This window comes from Candidatus Nitrospira bockiana, assembly GCF_965152565.1.
This window is the reverse complement of the sequence record NZ_OZ224215.1, coordinates 2,431,172-2,449,338: the sequence shown is the minus strand read 5'-3', so window position 1 is coordinate 2,449,338 and position 18,167 is coordinate 2,431,172. Positions and strand designations below refer to the sequence as shown.

Below are 18,167 nucleotides of genomic sequence, written 5' to 3'. Positions count from 1 at the left end.
TATGCCGATGCGCGACTACTTGGAATTCGAAAAGCCGCTGCGGGAGATCGAGGAGCGAATCGAGAAGCTGTCGGCGTCCGGCCAGGCGAAGCACTCCGTCCAGGAGGAGATCCGCAAGCTCCGCGGGAAGCTCGCGCAGGAAGAGGCCGAGCTGTACACCAAGCTCACGCCCTGGCAGCGCACGCAGATCGCGCGCCATCCTCAACGCCCGTCGGTGCTGGATTACATCAACTTCTTCTGTCGGGATTTCATGGAGCTGCACGGCGACCGCGCGTTTGCGGATGACCGGGCGATCGTGGGCGGACTGGCACGGTTCAATGAGCAGTCGGTGATGGTCATCGGCCATCAGAAAGGCCGGACGTTGAAGGAGCGGATGGAGCGGAACTTCGGGATGCCGAACCCGGAAGGCTATCGCAAGGCGCTCCGCTTGATGCGACTGGCCGAGAAATTCCGCCGCCCGATCGTCACCTTCATCGACACCCCCGGCGCCTACCCCGGTATCGGAGCCGAAGAACGGGGCCAGGCCGAAGCCATTGCCCGCAATCTCTTGGTCATGGCCCGGCTGGACGTGCCCATCGTGTCCGTCGTGATCGGCGAGGGCGGGAGCGGCGGGGCGTTGGCCTTGGGCGTGGCCGACCGCGTCCTCATGCTGGAGCACGCGGTCTATTCCGTGATTTCTCCGGAAGGCTGTGCCGCGATCCTGTGGGACGACCCGGCGAAGGTGCCCGATGCGGCCGCGACGCTCAAGATGACCGCAGAAGATCTGTACAAGCTCGGCGTCATCGACGAGATCATCCCCGAACCCCTCGGAGGAGCCCATCGGGACCCACAGCTCACCGCCGACCGGATCGCGAAGGTCCTCGCCAATCACCTCCAGCAAGTCGCGGAGCTCTCCCCGGAGGCCCTCGTCGAAAGCCGCGACCACAAGTATCGCCGGATGGGCGTGGTCCTCGATCCGACGGCCGCGAAGGCCTGATCGTCCCACCCAGGCGCGCCACTCCTCGTTCAGCTTTCTGAAGCGGCTTCGTTCGTCGAGCCTCCACCGTTCTGGATCAAGCATCATCTCCTTAAGGTCTGACACACGCCTTCTTCTCCTGCCGATCCTTTTCCGCACGCGGCTCCGGTAGGCTGACTGGAGCCAAAGTAGCGGCTCGAGCGGGTCTCCAGCTTTCATATTGGTGTTCCCGCCATGACAGCGGTTACTTTGGCCTTTTTCTTTGTCTTCTCGCACCGGTTCTTCATCGCAACGTCAGAGCGTCGCCTTCTAGACCAAGCCGTCGGAGCGACGGAGGGAAGCCATTCGGATGGAGCGCATCTTGGTGATCGACGACGACCCGTTGGCCCTGTCCATGCTCGAGCTGATCTTGAAGTTCGGCCGTGGTGATCAAGCGGTCGAAGCGGTCAACAGCGCGGAAGCGGCCCTGCTGCTCACCGCCGTGGCGCGCTTCGACGCCATCGTGAGCGACATCCACATGCCCGGCCTAAACGGATTCGAGCTGCTCCACGAAGCCAAGGAACAGGGGATCACGGCGCCCGTCATCCTCGTCACCGGGGACGACGATTACGATCTGCATTACCAGGCGCTCCAGCACGGCGCCTTTGAAGTCTTGCAAAAGCCGATCAGCCCCACGGCGCTCCTCACGGCCGTGGCGGACGCCGTGGCGCGCGGCCGCAGCGATGAACGCGCCGGGTGACTGCAGGTGACGATAGTGGGACAGAGCAAGGACGTTGGAAGAGAGGTCAAGGATCTCCGCCAGGCGGGGGAAGCCTTGCTGGAGCTGCTCTGCTCCGGGCAGCCGCTGACGGCCGATCAGGAGAAATCGATCGCGGGAACGATTACGTCCCTGGAAGCCGCCTACTCCCTCTGGTTGAGGCGCCAGCCGGTCAAGGAGCAATCCTTCCAGCCCACCTCCCGCGAATGACTGCTCCGCAGGGGTGAAGCTGGACACTAGGGATTGTGCCAGCGCGCGCCCTCGAAGATCGGATTCGTCTGATGCGTGATCTTGATCGTATCTCCGTCACGCACCGGCGAATCGATCGTCCCCACCTTGCGGTTCACGGTGACGAGCACTTCCCCCTTGCTCAAGAAGGGCATCAGCGCGCCAAGTCGGTCCTCGTGTGATTCGATCAGCTTCTTCACGGTCGTCGGAGCCGTCAGGTCGAGTTGCAGCTCCGTTCCGCCGACGCTGTCCTGCAGGGCGTGTCCGAACAACAGGATGGTGACCATCTCCGCCTTCCTTCCCTCTCCGGTCCCGTTCAGCTCGACGAGGCGTCCGCCCGCCGGTGACATTTGAAACAGTCCTGCCGCTTGGGATGCCGCGGCCCGAGCGGGCGAGCGCCTTGCGGGGCGTGACACTGCGAACAGAGCGTCTCCGTCGTCGCGCCCCGATGCTCGGCGTCCATCGGCACCGGCGGATTGCGCTCCCTCGGGCTGGGCAACAGCGAGACGAACAGGACGACCACGACCACGGCGACGACGAAGACCCAGTCGGCCTTCCGAATCCGGATCATTCGGCCGATCCCCGGGGATCCGCCTGGCCGCTCGCCTCGTTCACGAGCTGAGCGATATGCTTGACTTCAACGGCTCCGCGCAACCCGTTCCGTAGTTGGATCATGCAGGCCGGGCAACTCGTGGCCACGACGTCCGCACCGCTCTCCTCGATCGCGCGGCGCTTGCGCTCGAAGATCCGTTGCGAGGTCTCGTAGTCCTTGATGACGAACGTCCCCGCCCCGCCCGCACAGCGATCCGCGTCCTGCATTTCGACGTAGTCGATACCAGGCAGCCCGCGCAGCACCTGACGCGGAGCCTTCGTCACCCCCGCCACCCGCAGATGGCAGGAGGAGTGATACGTGACCGTTCGGCGCGCGGCGCCGGCTCGGTCGCCGTGCCGGCCCGGCAGCCGATCGGCCAGCAACTCGGAGATGTGCTTGACCTTCCCAGCCAGCGCCTCCGCGGCCTTCTCCTCCGGCTCGCCCGCGAAGAGCCGCCGGTAGTCCTTGAGCATGAGCGTACAGGACGCGCACCCGGTCACCACCGTGTCGTACCGACCGAACGAGCTCAAGTTGAAGCGCGCGGCCTCCTTCACGAGGTCGACGTGGCCGTAGGTCTCGATCGGCGTGCCCGAACATCGCTGCGGTGGGAGCGCCGGTTCGACGCCCTGCCGCCGCAGCGCCTCGATGACCGCATCCCCCACCCCGTCGTCGAAGTAGTTGGCGGCGCAGCCATGAAAGTACGCCACCGAAGAGCGGCCATGCTCGGCACGCTCGACCAGGTCACGATACCGTTCGCGTAAGTGCCGGGTTGCCAACCTCGGAAGCACGAGATCCCGGGGAACTCGAGCCGTCGGAGCAAGGAACCGAAGGATGGGCCGTGTCAGCAGATCGATCATGGCGCGCGGCACAGGACGGTCCCAGATTCGCTGGGTTACGGCAAGAAGCTTGAGAAGAGCTTCAAAAATGAGCCCGGACCTTGCTTGAAGGGCGAAGATGAGCCCCGCGAGGCGATTCGGGTGCTCGGCCCGCCGCTGCAAGATCAAGCCGGCGACGTCGACGTCGGCGGGGCACACGCTGCGGCATGATTTGCAGTTCAGGCAGGCCTCCACCACCCGTTTGGAGTTCAGATAGCTGTAGTCCTTGGCCGTGACGATCTCGAACCATCCCCGCGAGCTCATGTCCTCGGACTGAAAGACATCGTAGACCGGGCAGACCGAGTTGCACTTGGCGCAGGTCGCACAGTCCTTCGAGAGACGGGTATAGTCGATGTGCTCCGTAAACGGTCGGTCGCTGATTTTGACGCCCGGATTCAGGATTCCCGCCGGATCGCACGCCTGCTTGACCTGCCTGAACAGGCCGTAGAGCTCGTCGCCGAACATCCGCCGGACGTACTCAGCCCGTACGCGGCCGTCTCCATGTTCGCCGCAGATCGACCCCCCGAACCGCGTCAACACCGCCTCGTGAATGGCATGGTAGCCTTCGACCATGCGCCCGAAGTCTTCGGGATCGTTCACGTCGAGCAGGGGCACGATATGCGCGTTCCCATTGCCGATGTGTCCGAAGATCGCGACGGGCACACGCTGTCCCTGGAAGAACGCCTCCAAATAGCGAATGAGCTCGCTGATCCGGTCCGCCGAGACGACGACGTCGTCCACGTAGTTGATCGGCTTCTTCCCGTGACCGTACCGGTACAGGGTCGGATAAAGTGCCTTTCGGGCCTTCCAGATCTCTTCACGCTTCTCCGCATCGAAGGCGAGGACGGGCTCGGCCGACAGCCGAAACTCCCGGCACAGCCGCGCCACCTCCGCGGCGTCGTCACGCCGCCGTCCGCCGTCGGCAGGCTCATCGAACTCCGCGATCAACGTCGCTTCGGCGTCGGCAGGGATTCCATGGCGGCTCCGCCCGATCAAGTTCAACGTGTTGCCGTCCATCACTTCCAAGGCGCTCGGCGACAACGAGAGCAGCTTGAAGACCGCCGCTCCGACGTCGTCCAGCGTCCGGAAATGGATGAGCGCCGTGGTCGTCGCCGCAGGCCGTTCGACCAGCCGGATCCTCGCCTCGCTGATCACGCCGAGCGTGCCTTCACTGCCGACGAACAACTTCGGGAGATCGAAGCACCCGGCATCGAAGCCGTCGACCAGTCCGAACACGTTGTAGCCGCAACTGTTCTTGGTGACCTTCGGCCGCTTCTCCCGGATCAGATCGGCCTGCGCCTGGACGAGGCTCAACACCTCGCGCAACGAGCGGTGGGTCTCCAGGAGCTGATCGAGCCCGGGCTCGACCAAGCGATAGGGTGCGGCGTCCAGCCAACCGGTCCCCTCGAGGCAGACGCGGAGCTCCAGGACGTTGTCCTTGACGGAGCCATAGCGAAGAGTATGAGGGCCGGCAGAATTGTTCGCCAGCATCCCGCCGAGCTTGCACATGTCTCCACTCGAGGGGTCCGGCCCGAACATGAGCCCATGGCCGGCCAACCGTTTGTTGAGCTCGGCAAAGACGATGCCCGGCTGGACCCGCGCCCATTTCTCCTCGCGGTTCACCTCGAGGATTCGGTTGAGACGAGAGATATCGAGGATGATGCCGGGACCGACGGCCGAGCCGGTCAGGTTCGTGCCCGCAGCTCGCGGCGTGAGCGGCACGCCGGTGGAGGCGGCATACTCGATCGTCCGTCGGATGTCTTCCTCGCGCTCGGCGAGCACGACGACACGCGGGACGATCTTGTAGATGCTCGCGTCAACGGCATACGCGGTCAGGGTCGCCTGGTCGTCGCGCACCTTGTCGGGGCCGAGCAGCCGGCGCAGATCGGCCGCCGCCGCCCGTTTCTTCTCAGGCAGGATGAGTGGCATGGATCGATCTTACTCGTCTGCATTGTAGGCAATGCACCGAAGGGAGAACAAGGGTGGGCCGCCGGTCCTGGTCGAATGAAGGTCAGGAATGATCGGGGACTTCGATCGCGTCGACGTCCGACGGAGCCGCGTGATCAGCCGCCTCGTCCCCGACATGGCCGTTCCCGTTCGCGACGGCAAGCGGCTCGTCACCGACCGGCAGCATCGTCTGTTCCGATTCGCCCAACTCCTTGAACTCGCGAAGCGGCGGGAGCTCGGAGAGATCGCGCAAGCCGAAATGCTGAAGGAAGAATTTCGTCGTCCCATACATGATCGGACGCCCCGGCACGTCTTTCCGGCCCACGATCCGGACGAGCTTGCGCTCGAGGAGCGTGCGCAACACGCCGGAGGTCTCGACTCCGCGGATGGCCTCGATCTCCGCACGGACGATCGGTTGCTTATAGGCAATGATCGCGAGCGATTCCAGTCCTGACCGTGAGAGTTTCGGCGAGGTCTTGGTCTTGCCGAAGGCTTTGATCCATGGGGCCAATTCGGGCCGCGTGGTGATCTGGACCCCGCCGGCGACTTCGACGAGCTGAACGCCCCGCTCCGCCTGGTCGTACTCGGCCCGCAACTGATCGAGAGCCTGGCGGATCTGCGCCTTGGAGACACTGCCCAGCGCAGCGGCCAACCGTTCGAGCGTCACCGGTTCGTGCGCGATGAACAGCAGGGCTTCCAGAATCGGCTTGAGGTCCCGCTCCTCGATCGCGTCGGCATGCTCAACCGGCTGCGGGTCCAGAGACTCCGGCGGGCTGCTGCTCATCTGCTCGGCCACCGGCTCGGGTGGACGATCGCCGGCCGCCTCCGGCGGGGTGAACAAGCTCTCCGCGGCCCTATCTTCGCGTGTGCTCATGCTTCCTCCCAGCCAAGATCCGCCACGGCATCGAGCGACCCCTCCGCCACCGGTACGAACGCGCGCATGAGGAGGATCGGGCCGAAGGCCTCGCCTTGAAACACGCGGAGGAGCTTGAGACGGATCAGCTCCAACAGCGCGAGAAACGTCACGATGATGACGAGCCGTGACCGTTGATCCTCGAACAACGAGGCGAAGGTCATGGACTCTCGGTCCTGGAGCGACTCGAGAATCGCGTTCATCCGATCCTTGACCGTGAGGTTTTCCGGGATGATCTCGATGAGGCGTTTATCGGGCGTCCGCGCCAGGATCCCTTGCAGCGCATCGACGAGGTCGAACAAGGTGACATCCTCCAGCAGTGCCTCGTCGGCGCGCACGGCGGCCGGCATCTGGACGGCTTGGTCCCGATAGAAGACGTCCCGCCAGATCCGCTCGCGATCCTCCAACCGGCTGGAGGCATCTTTGAACTGCTTGTATTCCAAGAGCCGTCTGACCAATTCCTCCCGCGGGTCCGGCCCGTCTTCCTCGTCCCCTTGCGTTTCCTCGGCGGGCAGGAGCATGCGGGACTTGATCTGAACCAGCGTGGCGGCCATGACGAGAAAGTCGCCGGCTACGGCTAGGTTCAAGGACGTCATCAGGCTCAAGTAATCCAGGTACTGCTGAGTAATCAAGGAGATGGGAATATCGTAGATGTTGATCTCGTTCTTCTTGATGAGATGGAGGAGGAGGTCGAGCGGACCTTCGAATTGCTCGAGCCGGACGTGATACGGGAGTTCGATCTGTTCGTGATCCACCGCACCTCCAGGTTGGATTGGGAGAGCCTTATACCACCATATGGGGAGGGGCGCAAGAGTCTTTCTACATATTGTAGCTATCTATTCAGCGCTTCCTGAGGACGAAGAGGAAGAGGATGGCGAAGATCACGAGGCTGGCGCTGATGGCGTAGACGATGTCTTCCCGCTGGAGCCCCCCTCCGCGTGGCGGGGGGCCGGTCATCCGGGCCCGCTCGAACCGGGGAATGACGGCGAAGTAGGTTTTCGAAAAATCCTGCCCCCCCTTGAAGGTGGCGTCCGAGAAGTCGGCTTGCCCGCGAAAGGTCGACCGGTGAAAGTAGACGTCCGCCTCGAACGCGGTGAACAGAAAAAAGGCCTCCCGTTCGAAGACCGCCTCGGAGAAATCCAGCATGCCGGCGAAGCGGCCGCCCGAAAAGCCGGTTCCCATCTTGAAGTACGTGCGCGAAAAGCTGGCCTCCTTGCCGAACCCGACCTCCAGGAACTCGCTCAACCCGTTGAAGCCGGATCGTTGAAACGTCACCGGCTCGTGGAACCGGGCGCGATGAAACCGCGTGTGCGGACCGAACGCCACCCGTTCGAACCGTGCCGGCTTCAGGAACGCGGCTTGGATGAAGAAGGCCTCACGGTTGAAGACCGCATCGGAGAACTCGACGGCCCCGGTAAAGACGGCGCGGGAGAGGTCGACGATCCCGTCAAAGACCGTTCCCGCCATCGTCACCGGACCCTGGAACACCACGGCACCGTCCTTGATCCGTGTCATCACTGATCCCCGGATGGTGGAGTCCCGGATGGTGACGGCGCGGCGGACGAGGCGTATCGCCGGCGCGTCGTCGGCGCGAATCGCGTCGCCGACTGTAGCGGCCACATCGGGGTGGTCGGCAAGCGATGAAACGGGCACCCGGCTGAGGTCCAGGTCGCCGACGATCACGACACCGGACAGATCGATCGGCCGGCCCTCTTGGATCGCGCGCAGGAGTGCCTCGGCCGGAACCGCCCGTGCCTGCCGGTCTTGCTCGGTACAGTCGGGGCTCAGATGCTTGACGAGGCCCGGCTGAGGAGCCGCCCCTCCAGGTTCGTCCCGACACTCGGCGAGCACCGAGACGGGCACAACGCCGACAACGGCCAGCAGGAAGATCACGACGACGAGCACGGAGCGGACGGCCGGAACGCGCCGTAGACAGGTCACACGCGAGCCTCGCTGGGATCCGAAAGGTGCTGAGGGCGGTGCTATACTTGCGTCAGTTCGAACCCGTGAGAAGAGCCATGCGAGCCCCCCACACGAGACCGGCTCCCTGGATGGCCGCAACGATTCTTGCTCTCGCGTTGGCTGCAGCCCCCCCCTCACCTCCACGCGGAGACCGTGGTAGAGACCCCCGTGCTCTCCGTGTCCCGCAACGGCGGCGTCTTCTACGTGATGGTCATGGCGTGGGATCAGAAGCCTACGCCGGACCCCATGGAACTGCAATGGGGGAATCAGCGGGTTCGCATCCTGGATGTCGGGCTCGGAGCTCTGCGCGAGGCCTTTCGTTATGCGATCGCCCGCACGCCGGCCGGTCGACCCACCGGGACACTGACCATTTATAACGCCTCGTACCTGCCGACCAACTCGGACGGACCCAGCGCGGGGGCCGTCATGGCCGTCGGCTTTCTCGCCCTGCTGCGTGGAGACAAGGTCACACGCGGCGTCGCGCTGACCGGGACGATCGAGGCGGACGGGAGGATCGGACCGGTGGGCGGAATTCCCGAAAAAATCCGTGCGGCGAAACGGGAGGGCTATCATCTCGTGCTCGTCCCCGCCGGACAAATGCGGACCTCATCGTGGAATCTCCACGAGCTCGCGCTCGAATTGAGCATCACAGTGAAAGAAGTGGAGACCGTCGAGCAAGCGTACGAGCTGATGACCGGCCGCAAGCTCTGAGGGCGTCGCCGCGAGCGCGGATGCAGCGGGTCTTGGATGGACCCGCTGCACCCGATCAAGGACGTGACTGAAGAAGAGAACGAAGAGAGCCGAAGAAGTCGAACGACGTGATGAACGACGGGGGGCGAAGAAGATGACTCGATGCTATTCGGTGTCCTCGTCGCCGGAGAGATCTTCGGGCTTGTCCAGAAAGTCGGAGTCAGAGTCCTCGTCGTCCTCCAAGGAGATGTCCTCGCCGAGGTCTCCCTCCATCTCCTCACCCATCTCGATATCTTCCATTCCTCCGCGACGGGCGCTTCCCGGTTCTTCCAGCTCATGAGCGGCCCGCCGCTCGGCTTCCTCAGTTCTGGATGGCTTGGCTGCCTTCGCGGCGCGAGGAGCTTTGGCCGCCTTTGACGGGGCCTTCTTCGGAGTCTTCTTCTTGGCCGCCGGCTTTTTCGGCGCCGCCCTTTTTGATGCGGTCTTCTTGGCCGTGGTTTTCTTCGCCGAGGTTTTCTTCGCCGTCTTCCGCTTCGTGCTGCTCTTCGCAGCGCGTGCCCCTTTCTTGGGCGAGCCCCGCTTGGTTGATTTTTTCGTCTTCGCCATCTCTCCCTCCTCTTCAGTGACTGAGCCGCAGCGGTGACTGGGGCAACCATCTAGCATGAAACGACGACGCCTTGCAACCAGTCGGCACGGAATCCCATCCAGGGATGCGTGCAACTACGTATCGCGCGGCTCCGTAAGCACGGACCGCCCCCGGCGGCCGGCTCACCCCCGGGTGCCTCCGCGCGCTTGCCGGCCCAAAAGCCTTGACTCCTCAACGACATAGCATTATCTGTTTGCATGACCGCCGTGTTAGAATACTCCAGGTCTTGCGAGGGTCATCGATGAGTCTCCTGGCAATGCGACTGGCAACCCTCACGCTGGCCGGCGTCGTCTTCCTTCTGATGTCGCCGGGATACGCGACGGCGCCGCCGTTTCAAATCATCATCGACAGCGGGTCACCCTATTATTACCCGGCCTCGGCGCGCGTCCCCGCCGGTGCCCCGATTCGTTGGGACAACCCCACCGGGTCACCCCATACGATCACCCATGACGGGTGCGTCGTGGAGGACGGACCGTGCGTGTTCGACTCCGGCAGCGTTCCGCCCAACGGCAGCTACACGCTGCCCGGGCTCGCGCCGGGACGATACCCCTATCAGTGTCGCTTGCATCCGATCATGCGCGGGATCGTCGTGGTGGAACCGGGGAACAATTCTTCCCAGACCTGAAAGACTCGCTTCGACTTGCCTCGCTGCATGGGTTCGTGTACCCTTCCTACCCGCTGACGGCCGCCGATCTCTATCGTCATGAAACCGAGTTCCGTTCTTCACTCCCCGCTCTCCTTGACTCCCGACATTCTGAAGCTTCGGGCATGGCGCATGCCCGACATGATCGTTTATCAACATGCCTCCGATGAATGGTGGGTCGCCCCGCTCGACGACGACCTCCCGCTGATTCGGCTCAATCGTGTGGGGGTGGAGCTCCTCAGCGCCATCGACGGACACGTCACCGTGGGCGGACTGCTGGAGCGATTCGGCAAATGGGTCTGCGGCCCGGATGGCCAGACGGGGCAATGGCATCTGGAACGCTGGGCGCTCCCGACCTATTCGCTGTGCTATTACGGCACGGAGCCGCCGAGCGGGGACCGCCACGGTGCGAAGTGGGACCTCCTCCTCCAGCAGATCCGTGAGCGGTGGTCCGGGCGCGAGGGATTTGAGGGTGCGGAGCATCTCTCCGATTTTCACCTCCACGAGATTACGAAGCAGGAAGGTCACTTCGACACGGTGGAGACGACCGTGTCGCATCTGTTCCGGGAGCCGAGCGAGGCCTTACAAGGGCTGACGTACGGGCGGCTGTTGGCCCGGCATCTGCGGAAGCGGGGCTGGTGGAACCCCAAGCCACGAACCGTGCTGGAAGTGGGCGGCGGACTGGGGTACGTGGCGCGCGAGTTCGGGGCCGAGCTGTCGCCGGCCGAACGGCAAGGCGTCCAGTATCTGTTCCTCGACATTACCAAGCCGTTCCTGCTCTCCCAGCTCACGCTCGGGAGTGAAGGCGGATGGGAGTGCCGTGGCGTGCAGGCGAACGGCGAGTGGCTCCCGCTCAAGAGCGCCAGCATCGATCTGGTCATCGACAACGAGAACCTGGCCGACATGACGCCGGTGCAGTTGACGCGCGCGGAAGTCGAATCCGGCACGGGGACCTCCGCCCTGAATCAAGAAGCGCTCGATTGGATCCGCCGCATCCGCTTGCCGCTGGACCCTGCTCTCCCGGATACCTTCTTGTTCAACCTGGGGCCCATTCGCTTTGCCTCCGAGCTGTGGCGGGTGCTGCGTCCAGGCGGCCGGGCCGTGCTCATCGAGTTCGGGATCGAATCCGGATGGCCCGGCACGGTGAAATTGCCCGGGCACACCGAGTACGAGATCCACTATGGCCACCTCCGGCACGCCGCTCGCTGGCTGGGCTTTCAGGAGCAGTACTTCGCGCTTCCGCAGTTCATGGTGCTCAAACCGGACACCCGCTTGCTGTGCACCGGCGCCGCCTATGCCATTCAGCGGTTCTGCCAGGCCATCGGCAAACCGTTCGCCATCCGGGCCTATACCGAAAGCGAGCTCAAGCAAGCACTCGGCGACATGCTCCCCCGCCTGATGGGCTGCCACTACCACGAATTGATCGATCCGGCCTGGTTCGGCTTGTGGGATTTCAAAGTGCTCCTCCTCGAAAAGCCCGGGGCGGCCCCCCGCCCGGCCTTTCACGAGGCCAAGGGCTTTCGCTGGTACTCCCAGCGCTGAACGCCGCCGGTCGGTCTGTCGAATCGTCACCCGCTCCAGCAGGCTGAACCCGGGCTTCCCCGGTCTTTCACGTGTGGGAATCGGTTCTCGACTGTTTGACAGCGAGGATGAAGGAGGCGCGCCATAGGGGACTTGGAGGGCGGAGATGACGTTTACCAGTTATAACAACGTGTCGATCCCGTCGTTCATGTACGGGACGGCCTGGAAAAAAGAGGCCACTGCACGCCTCGTCCAACTCGCCGTGGCATCGGGCTTCAAGGCCATCGATACGGCCAACCAACTCATTCATTACCAAGAGGCGCTCGTCGGTGAAGCGCTTCAGGCCCTGGCGAACGAGGGGATCGGACGAGACGCGCTGTTTCTCCAGACCAAGTTCACGCCCGTCGGCGGCCAAGACCATCGCACGCCGTACGATCCCTCCGCCGATCTGACGACCCAGGTCAGGCAATCCTTCGACAGCTCGTTGGCTCACCTGCACACCGATTACGTCGACTCCTATGTCTTGCACGGGCCCTACTCACGCCGAGGGCTGGGAGACGCGGACTGGGAAGTGTGGGCGGCGATGGAAGCGCTCTATCGCGCCGGGAAGACGAGAATGATCGGCATCAGCAATGTGAGCGCCGAGCAACTCCTTCAGCTCTGCGCCAAGGCGGCGGTGAAACCGATGGTGGTGCAAAACCGGTGTTATGCCGCCTTCGGCTGGGACAAAGAGGTGCGGGACGTCTGTCGCGCGCACGGCATCGTCTACCAAGGCTTTTCACTCTTGACCGCCAATCGAGAAGTCCTGGCGCATCCGGGGGTCAGAGCCATCGCGGGCCGGCACCGGACGGGCGTCGCGCAAGTCATCTTTCGATGTGCCATGCAGATCGGGATCCTTCCGTTGACCGGCACCACGGATCCCCGGCACATGCGGGAAGATCTCCAGGCCGAACAGTTGGCGCTCACGCCCGAAGAAGTCCAGTGGATCGAAACGATGGGGCTGTAGAGCGGCCCGTCAGCAGAGCACCGTCGAGCAGAAGCCTTTCAGCCCGCCTCACGGGCACCCAGGGAGGAACCGATGAACGGCCACGAAGCGGATTCCGCACAGCGACTCATGGGCTTGTTGTTCAGGGCCCACCCCTGGCATGGGGTCCCCATCGGTGACCACGCGCCGGACATCGTGACGGCCTACATCGAAATCGTCCCGACCGACACCGTGAAGTACGAGGTGGACAAGGTCACCGGATTCCTCAAGGTCGACCGCCCGCAGCGGTTCTCGAACTTCTGCCCCGTGTACTACGGCCTCATCCCGCAGACCTTCTGCGGCGAGCAAGTGGCCGCGCTGTTCAGCAAACGGGCGAACCGGCACGGCATGGTGGGGGACGGCGACCCGCTCGACGTCTGCGTGCTCACCGAGAAGACGATTCCGCACAGCGACATCCTGCTGACCGCCTTGCCGATCGGCGGGCTCAGCATGTCGGACGGCGGCGAGGCGGACGACAAGATCATCGCCGTGATGAAGGAAGATGCGGTCTACGGCGGATTCCGCGATATCGCCGACTGCCCGCTCACCCTGCTCGATCGCCTCCAACATTACTTCCTCACCTACAAACACGCCCCGGGGACCGTCCAGCACAAGGTGGAGATTACGAGCGTGTACGGCCGCGAAGAGGCGCTCAACGTCATCCGCGCGAGCCATGCCGACTACCGCGCGAAATTCCCCGAGCTGGAATCGCGCTGTCCGAAAGGGAGGCTGTGAGGAGGGGACCGTGGTCTGCGAAGCGCACCGTCGCCGAGGAGCCGAACGGTTCGCAACGGACGTTTCCGTCACTCCTGTTTGATCCGCTCGGCGAGATCCAGCAGCACGCCTTCCCTGAGGCCGAGGTCGCTGACCAGACACTCGTGGAACCCAAGGGTCTCCATGACCGTGCTCAGGATCACGACGCCGGCCGCAATGACTTCTTCCCGCCCGGGCTCCAGTCCCGGCATCCCGACCCGCTCGGCCTGGGAGCGCGAGAGCAGGTCCCGTTCCAAGACCCGGATCGTGCTCAGATTCAAGCGATAGCCGTGGACACGGGCCGCGTCGTAGGCTTGAAGACGCTGGGCCATCGCGGCCAGGCTGGTGATCGTGCCCGCCGTCCCGACGAACGTCACCGCGGCGGACGCCCCGATCATCGGCCTGACCTCGGTGGTGCACCTCGCGACCCAGTCCCGCGCGGCGGCAAGCTCATCGGCCGTCGGCGGATCATGGTTGAAGCACCGCTCGGCCAGCCGGACCACGCCGAGATCGAACGACCGAACGGCGGGCGGCCGGCCCGGCCGATCGAGGATGAATTCGGTGCTCCCGCCGCCGATATCCAGCCCGATGATCTCGCGCGTTCCCGGCGGAAGCCCCGAGCGAATGCCGAGCATCGTGCGGCGGGCTTCCTCTTCCCCGTCGATCACCTCGACTTCGAAGCCGGTCTCGCGCTTCACTCGATCCAGGAACGACTGCCGATTGGCGGCGTCCCGCACGGCGCTCGTCGCCACGGCGATTTCTCGCTGCACCGAATGGCGGCCGATCTCCCGCCGCCACTCCTTCAATGTCTCCACGACCCGCGTCATCGCCGCTGGATCCAACGTGCCGCGCTCGTCCACGCCCTGCCCCAGGCGAAGAATCCGTCGATCGGCGTGCAGGACCCGCGTGAGACGGCCCTCGGTCACATCAGCGATCAGGAGACGACAGGTGAGGGTACCGATATCGACGCCGGCAAGGAGCATGGGTCCGTTTGGTCCGTTAATTCCGTTTGGTCCGTAATCTGTTTGGTCTCGTGGTGGCTGTACGACACAAGGGGCTCAACGTTCGGACCGTACCTCGTCCATCTCGGCGAGCACCTTGGCGCGTTCGGCACGAAGCATGAGGACCTGCTCGATCCCGCGGAGCAGCTCGGGGTCGTTGAGCATCTCTGAAGCCGACTCGCCGCGATCGTGGAGATGCAACGCCCGCTCCCCGATGTCCCCGCACAGCTCGTCGATCCGGGTGTCGAGCTTGCGCACTTCGAGCCGCAACTGGAGCAGCTCCGTCTCCTCCAAGGCGCGGTGGGCGGCCTGAACCGTTCCATAGCGCAGCTTGGCCACGCCGGCCCGTAAGTCGTGTGCGAGGCGCTGAAGCAATCCCATGGCTTCCCTAGCTGACCGAGGCCAGCTCCAGTTTTGTCTGCCATCGCCGCCGCATGGCCGCGTGCAGCGCACGATGCTCGGGCCGGGCCAAGTGCGGATCGTCCGCGAGCAGCGCAAAGGCCTCCGTCCGGGCGGCCTCCAGGAGCAGCCGGTCCCGAATCAGGTTGGCGGCCCGAAACTCCGGCACGCCCCACTGACGTACGCCGAAGAACTCGCCCGGCCCGCGGATGCGCAGGTCTTCTTCGGCGATGAAGAAGCCGTCCGTGGAGCGCGCCAGCGCCTCCAGCCGCTGCTGGGCGGGCGACGCGGACCGGCCGCGCCAATCGCTGGACGCCACGAGCAGGCACTGCGAGGGCAGGGTGCCGCGCCCGACACGGCCGCGCAGTTGATGCAGCTGCGCGAGCCCGAAGCGCTCCGCGTGCTCGATCAGCATCACCGTGGCGGTCGGGACGTCGACCCCGACTTCGACGACGGTGGTGGCCACGAGAACGTCGATCTCGCCCCGCTTGAACGCGGCCATGGTCCGCTCCTTCTCCTCCGCCTTCATCCGCCCGTGCAGCAGCCCGACACGCCGATCGCGAAACTCTCTGGCCTGGAGGCGTTCGGCCGCTTGCATGGCCGCCTGGAGATCGAGCTTTTCCGATTCTTCCACGAGCGGATAGACGATGTAAGCCTGGTGGCGGGCGGCGACTTCATCCTGCAGGAGCTGATAGGCGCGGCGCCGCTGTGAAGCGGGAAACACCAGCGTTCGGACCGGCGTTCGGCCGGGCGGCAAGGCATCGATGACGGAGGTATCGAGATCGCCATACACCGTCATCGCGAGGGTCCGCGGGATCGGCGTGGCGGTCATCACCAGGACGTCGGGCCGGTAGCCTTTCTCGACGAGCGTCTTTCGCTGCAGTACCCCGAACTTGTGCTGCTCGTCCACGACCGCCAGCCCGAGCTTCTTGAACCGCACACCTTTCTGGATCAGCGCATGGGTCCCGACGACGATGTCCGCCTCCCCGCGCTCGATGTCGGCAAGGCTCCGGGCCCGCCCTTTGGTCGTCCCGCCGCTCTTCAACAGCACGATCGAGAGCGACAGATCCTCGACCAACCGCTTCAGGGTCAGATAGTGCTGCTCGGCGAGGATCTCGGTCGGGGCCATCAACGCCGCCTGGTAGCCGGACCCGCACGCCACCAGCATGGCGTGCAGCGCGACGACGGTCTTGCCGCAGCCCACATCACCCTGGACGAGCCGGTTCATCGGGCGCGTCGACGCCATATCGGCGAGGATTTCGCCGATCACCCGCTGCTGCGCCGGCGTCAGCGAAAACGGGAGGCGGCGTTGGAGCCGACCGAGCAAGGGCGTCGTGATGTCGAAGCGGATGCCCTTGGTTTCTTCTTTCACCGCTCGCTGACGCACGGCCAAGGCGAGCTCGAGGAGGAAGCACTCTTCGAACGCCAAGCGACGATGGGCGCCGGTCGTCCCTCGATTCAGCGCCTCCAGGTCCGTTCCCCGAGCTGGGAAATGCACCTGCGCCAGCGCCGTGTGCATCGGGACGAGGCCATGTCTTGCCTGGACCGACCCCGGCAGGATCTCCTGCACGTCGCTCAGGTATTCGTCCAGCAACCCCTTCATCAGCACCCGCAATTGGCGGGAGCTGAGGCCTTTGGTCTCGTGATAGATGGGGACCAGGCGCCCGACGTGCAACGTCTCTTCACCGTCCCCCAGCACTTCGTACCGCGGATTGTCCAGCCGCACGTCCATCCATCCCTTGCGACCGAGAGACACCCGTCCGCTCATCATGACCCGTACGCCGGGTTTGAAGATCCGCTCCAGAAAGGGTTGGTTGAAGAAGACGGTCGTGAGCGACCCCGTCTCGTCCATCACCGTGACCTCGAGCACGGTCATGCCCCGACGAGCCGTGCGCTTGGCGAGGCTCGTCCCGATCGTCCCACAGACCGTCGCCTCCATCCCAGGAGTCAACCGGGCAATCGGCGTGACGACGGACCGGTCCTCATACCGCCACGGCAAGGCCCACAAGGCCTCTTCCACGGTGGTGATGCCAAGTCGCTCGAGGAGGAGCGCCCGCTTCGGCCCGACGCCGTGCGCGTAGCGGACGGGAAGATTCCACAGCTCGGTCTGGGATCTGGGACGGCCGAGAGGAGGCGCGCTCCGGGCATGAGGAGCCGGGGCGCCGGCGCCCTGGGAGCCCGGTCCTGATCCGCGCAAGCGGGAGAGGATCGTCCGCGCGGCCGTCAGCCGGCGCTGTTGCTCACTCGGCTCCCGCTGCCGGTCGAAGTCCTGGAACAGCTCGCGCAGGGCGAGGAGCTCCGTCTCGATCGCCGGGAGGTAGACCCGTTCGGACAACGCCCGCACGACCTGATCGCTGATGAACGGTCCCAGGTTCTTGACGGTGGAGAGGTGGGCATAGGCGTCTCGGCTGGCGAACTCGATGGGGCGCGCCAGCCGATCGACCAGCGCGTGCAGCGTGTCGGTGGACGCACGAGGAGGGGATGAGGCGAGCGGCGGTTTGGCGAAAGGCTTGTCAGCCAAGGCGACGCTATGGTAGCATGCCCCTCGTTTTCAACACAACGACAAGGAGTTGCGACGTGGCCTACGCATGTGAGATCTGCAACAAGCGGCATCAGTCCGGGCATAATGTGAGCCATGCCAACAACAAGACCAAGCGGGTCTTCAGCCCAAACCTCCAGACGGTTCGTGCGTTGATCAACGGCGCCGCTCGACGTATTCGCGTCTGCACCCGTTGCCTTCGTTCTGGCCGCGTTCAGAAAGCCGTCTAGCCGCCCTCGCCTCGTTCCTCCTCTCGGACCCTCCACGTCCATACCCGCCGCGCTCCGGTCGGATGGTTCCTTCCCCCCCGGGTGTCCGCTGGGCCCGGTCGTCGCCCGCCGGACGGCAACACCGAAGCGCATCTCGGCAACAGCGGAAGCGGGTCGCGGCGGTCTTGGATGGATCAGCGGGAGATGACGGGCTGCCGACCTTCCCTTGCCGCCAAGTGCAGAGACCCGCAGCCATCGCCGGCACTGTCAACTTTTCTGTCGTCCCTGTCAGCCTCCCGATCCCTTCGGGCCTGGTCCCCTCGCTCCCGCTACACCGTGAAGTAAATACGCAGGAAAGACGCCTTAGCAGACATTCGCTTAAGCCTTTTCCTGCTCCTCAGCATGCCGCCTGTGTCCTCTCGAGTTGACGGCTACGCCGTGCGCGATTGACCAGGATTTTCTTCTCCTGTGATTCTTCGTAGGTTTTTTACCCTGGCAAGCCGTATGAATAGC

General features: G+C 64.4%; 20 protein-coding genes. 10 read left to right on the top strand and 10 right to left on the bottom strand.

What is annotated here, in order from left to right:
* The first annotated feature begins 7 nt into the window (after nucleotides 1–7).
* The 3 genes from ACWHYV_RS12090 (at nucleotide 8) to ACWHYV_RS12080 (ending at nucleotide 1,922) form a co-directional block, all read left to right on the top strand.
* On the top strand, nucleotides 8–976 hold the full coding sequence (locus tag ACWHYV_RS12090; protein WP_447976749.1) for an acetyl-CoA carboxylase carboxyltransferase subunit alpha: 969 nt from the start codon (nucleotides 8–10) through the stop codon (nucleotides 974–976).
* A 328-nt stretch (nucleotides 977–1,304) separates the two neighbouring features.
* The gene (locus ACWHYV_RS12085; protein ID WP_447976748.1) at nucleotides 1,305–1,694 is read left to right on the top strand and encodes a response regulator; all 390 of its coding nucleotides are present in this window, start codon (nucleotides 1,305–1,307) and stop codon (nucleotides 1,692–1,694) included.
* 15 nt (nucleotides 1,695–1,709) lie between these two features.
* Nucleotides 1,710–1,922: a hypothetical protein gene (locus ACWHYV_RS12080; protein WP_447976747.1), complete on the top strand. Its 213-nt coding sequence runs from the start codon at nucleotides 1,710–1,712 to the stop codon at nucleotides 1,920–1,922.
* Nucleotides 1,923–1,948: 26 nt separating this feature from the next.
* Here ACWHYV_RS12080 and ACWHYV_RS12075 read toward each other — a convergent pair whose 3' ends face one another.
* The 6 genes from ACWHYV_RS12075 to ACWHYV_RS12050 all read right to left on the bottom strand — a co-directional run bounded on the left by ACWHYV_RS12075 (nucleotide 1,949) and on the right by ACWHYV_RS12050 (nucleotide 8,208).
* Nucleotides 1,949–2,227, bottom strand: coding sequence for a MoaD/ThiS family protein (locus ACWHYV_RS12075; protein WP_447976746.1), 279 nt, complete (start codon nucleotides 2,225–2,227; stop codon nucleotides 1,949–1,951).
* A 29-nt stretch (nucleotides 2,228–2,256) separates the two neighbouring features.
* Complete coding sequence (locus tag ACWHYV_RS12070) at nucleotides 2,257–2,511, bottom strand: hypothetical protein (protein ID WP_447976745.1); 255 nt, start codon at nucleotides 2,509–2,511, stop codon at nucleotides 2,257–2,259.
* Nucleotides 2,508–5,336: an FAD-binding and (Fe-S)-binding domain-containing protein gene (locus ACWHYV_RS12065; RefSeq protein WP_447976744.1), complete on the bottom strand. Its 2,829-nt coding sequence runs from the start codon at nucleotides 5,334–5,336 to the stop codon at nucleotides 2,508–2,510. The genes ACWHYV_RS12070 and ACWHYV_RS12065 overlap by 4 nt, the downstream gene beginning before the upstream one ends.
* Nucleotides 5,337–5,418: 82 nt before the next feature.
* On the bottom strand, nucleotides 5,419–6,228 hold the full coding sequence (gene scpB, locus ACWHYV_RS12060) for an SMC-Scp complex subunit ScpB (protein ID WP_447976743.1): 810 nt from the start codon (nucleotides 6,226–6,228) through the stop codon (nucleotides 5,419–5,421).
* Nucleotides 6,225–7,022, bottom strand: a complete 798-nt coding sequence (locus ACWHYV_RS12055; RefSeq protein ID WP_447976742.1) for a segregation and condensation protein A — start codon at nucleotides 7,020–7,022, stop codon at nucleotides 6,225–6,227. Before ACWHYV_RS12055 ends, scpB begins: the two co-directional genes overlap by 4 nt.
* Before the next feature lie 85 nt (nucleotides 7,023–7,107).
* Nucleotides 7,108–8,208 (bottom strand): pentapeptide repeat-containing protein, encoded by a 1,101-nt coding sequence (locus tag ACWHYV_RS12050; RefSeq protein ID WP_447976741.1) that lies wholly within the window; start codon nucleotides 8,206–8,208, stop codon nucleotides 7,108–7,110.
* 174 nt (nucleotides 8,209–8,382) lie between these two features.
* Between ACWHYV_RS12050 and ACWHYV_RS12045 the strand changes: the two genes are divergently transcribed.
* The gene (locus tag ACWHYV_RS12045; protein ID WP_447976740.1) at nucleotides 8,383–8,940 is read left to right on the top strand and encodes a S16 family serine protease; all 558 of its coding nucleotides are present in this window, start codon (nucleotides 8,383–8,385) and stop codon (nucleotides 8,938–8,940) included.
* A 144-nt stretch (nucleotides 8,941–9,084) separates the two neighbouring features.
* On the opposite strand, the gene ACWHYV_RS12040 is transcribed toward ACWHYV_RS12045, so the two are convergent.
* Nucleotides 9,085–9,219, bottom strand: a complete 135-nt coding sequence (locus ACWHYV_RS12040) for a hypothetical protein (RefSeq protein WP_447976739.1) — start codon at nucleotides 9,217–9,219, stop codon at nucleotides 9,085–9,087.
* A gap of 76 nt (nucleotides 9,220–9,295) precedes the next feature.
* Between ACWHYV_RS12040 and ACWHYV_RS12035 the strand changes: the two genes are divergently transcribed.
* From ACWHYV_RS12035 to ACWHYV_RS12015, 5 genes are all read left to right on the top strand, one after another.
* On the top strand, nucleotides 9,296–9,562 hold the full coding sequence (locus ACWHYV_RS12035; protein WP_447976738.1) for a hypothetical protein: 267 nt from the start codon (nucleotides 9,296–9,298) through the stop codon (nucleotides 9,560–9,562).
* 244 nt (nucleotides 9,563–9,806) lie between these two features.
* A complete protein-coding gene (locus tag ACWHYV_RS12030; protein ID WP_447976737.1) occupies nucleotides 9,807–10,190 on the top strand; it encodes a hypothetical protein in 384 nt (127 codons plus the stop codon).
* 150 nt (nucleotides 10,191–10,340) lie between these two features.
* On the top strand, nucleotides 10,341–11,750 hold the full coding sequence (locus tag ACWHYV_RS12025) for a class I SAM-dependent methyltransferase (protein WP_447976736.1): 1,410 nt from the start codon (nucleotides 10,341–10,343) through the stop codon (nucleotides 11,748–11,750).
* 145 nt (nucleotides 11,751–11,895) lie between these two features.
* Nucleotides 11,896–12,735 carry an aldo/keto reductase family protein gene (locus ACWHYV_RS12020; protein ID WP_447976735.1) on the top strand — a complete coding sequence of 280 codons (840 nt, stop codon included), beginning with the start codon at nucleotides 11,896–11,898 and terminating at the stop codon, nucleotides 12,733–12,735.
* Nucleotides 12,736–12,807: 72 nt separating this feature from the next.
* On the top strand, nucleotides 12,808–13,488 hold the full coding sequence (locus ACWHYV_RS12015; RefSeq protein ID WP_447976734.1) for an inorganic pyrophosphatase: 681 nt from the start codon (nucleotides 12,808–12,810) through the stop codon (nucleotides 13,486–13,488).
* Between the two features lie 68 nt (nucleotides 13,489–13,556).
* Here the strand turns inward: ACWHYV_RS12015 and ACWHYV_RS12010 are convergent, their stop codons facing one another.
* The 3 genes from ACWHYV_RS12010 to recG all read right to left on the bottom strand — a co-directional run bounded on the left by ACWHYV_RS12010 (nucleotide 13,557) and on the right by recG (nucleotide 17,427).
* Nucleotides 13,557–14,489 carry a Ppx/GppA phosphatase family protein gene (locus ACWHYV_RS12010; RefSeq protein ID WP_447976733.1) on the bottom strand — a complete coding sequence of 311 codons (933 nt, stop codon included), beginning with the start codon at nucleotides 14,487–14,489 and terminating at the stop codon, nucleotides 13,557–13,559.
* A gap of 75 nt (nucleotides 14,490–14,564) precedes the next feature.
* Complete coding sequence (locus ACWHYV_RS12005) at nucleotides 14,565–14,888, bottom strand: hypothetical protein (protein ID WP_447976732.1); 324 nt, start codon at nucleotides 14,886–14,888, stop codon at nucleotides 14,565–14,567.
* A gap of 7 nt (nucleotides 14,889–14,895) precedes the next feature.
* On the bottom strand, nucleotides 14,896–17,427 hold the full coding sequence (recG, locus tag ACWHYV_RS12000; protein WP_447976731.1) for an ATP-dependent DNA helicase RecG: 2,532 nt from the start codon (nucleotides 17,425–17,427) through the stop codon (nucleotides 14,896–14,898).
* Nucleotides 17,428–17,483: 56 nt separating this feature from the next.
* Here recG and rpmB point away from each other — a divergent pair, with 56 nt between their 5' ends.
* On the top strand, nucleotides 17,484–17,675 hold the full coding sequence (rpmB, locus tag ACWHYV_RS11995) for a 50S ribosomal protein L28 (protein ID WP_447976730.1): 192 nt from the start codon (nucleotides 17,484–17,486) through the stop codon (nucleotides 17,673–17,675).
* Nucleotides 17,676–18,167 lie beyond the last annotated feature (492 nt).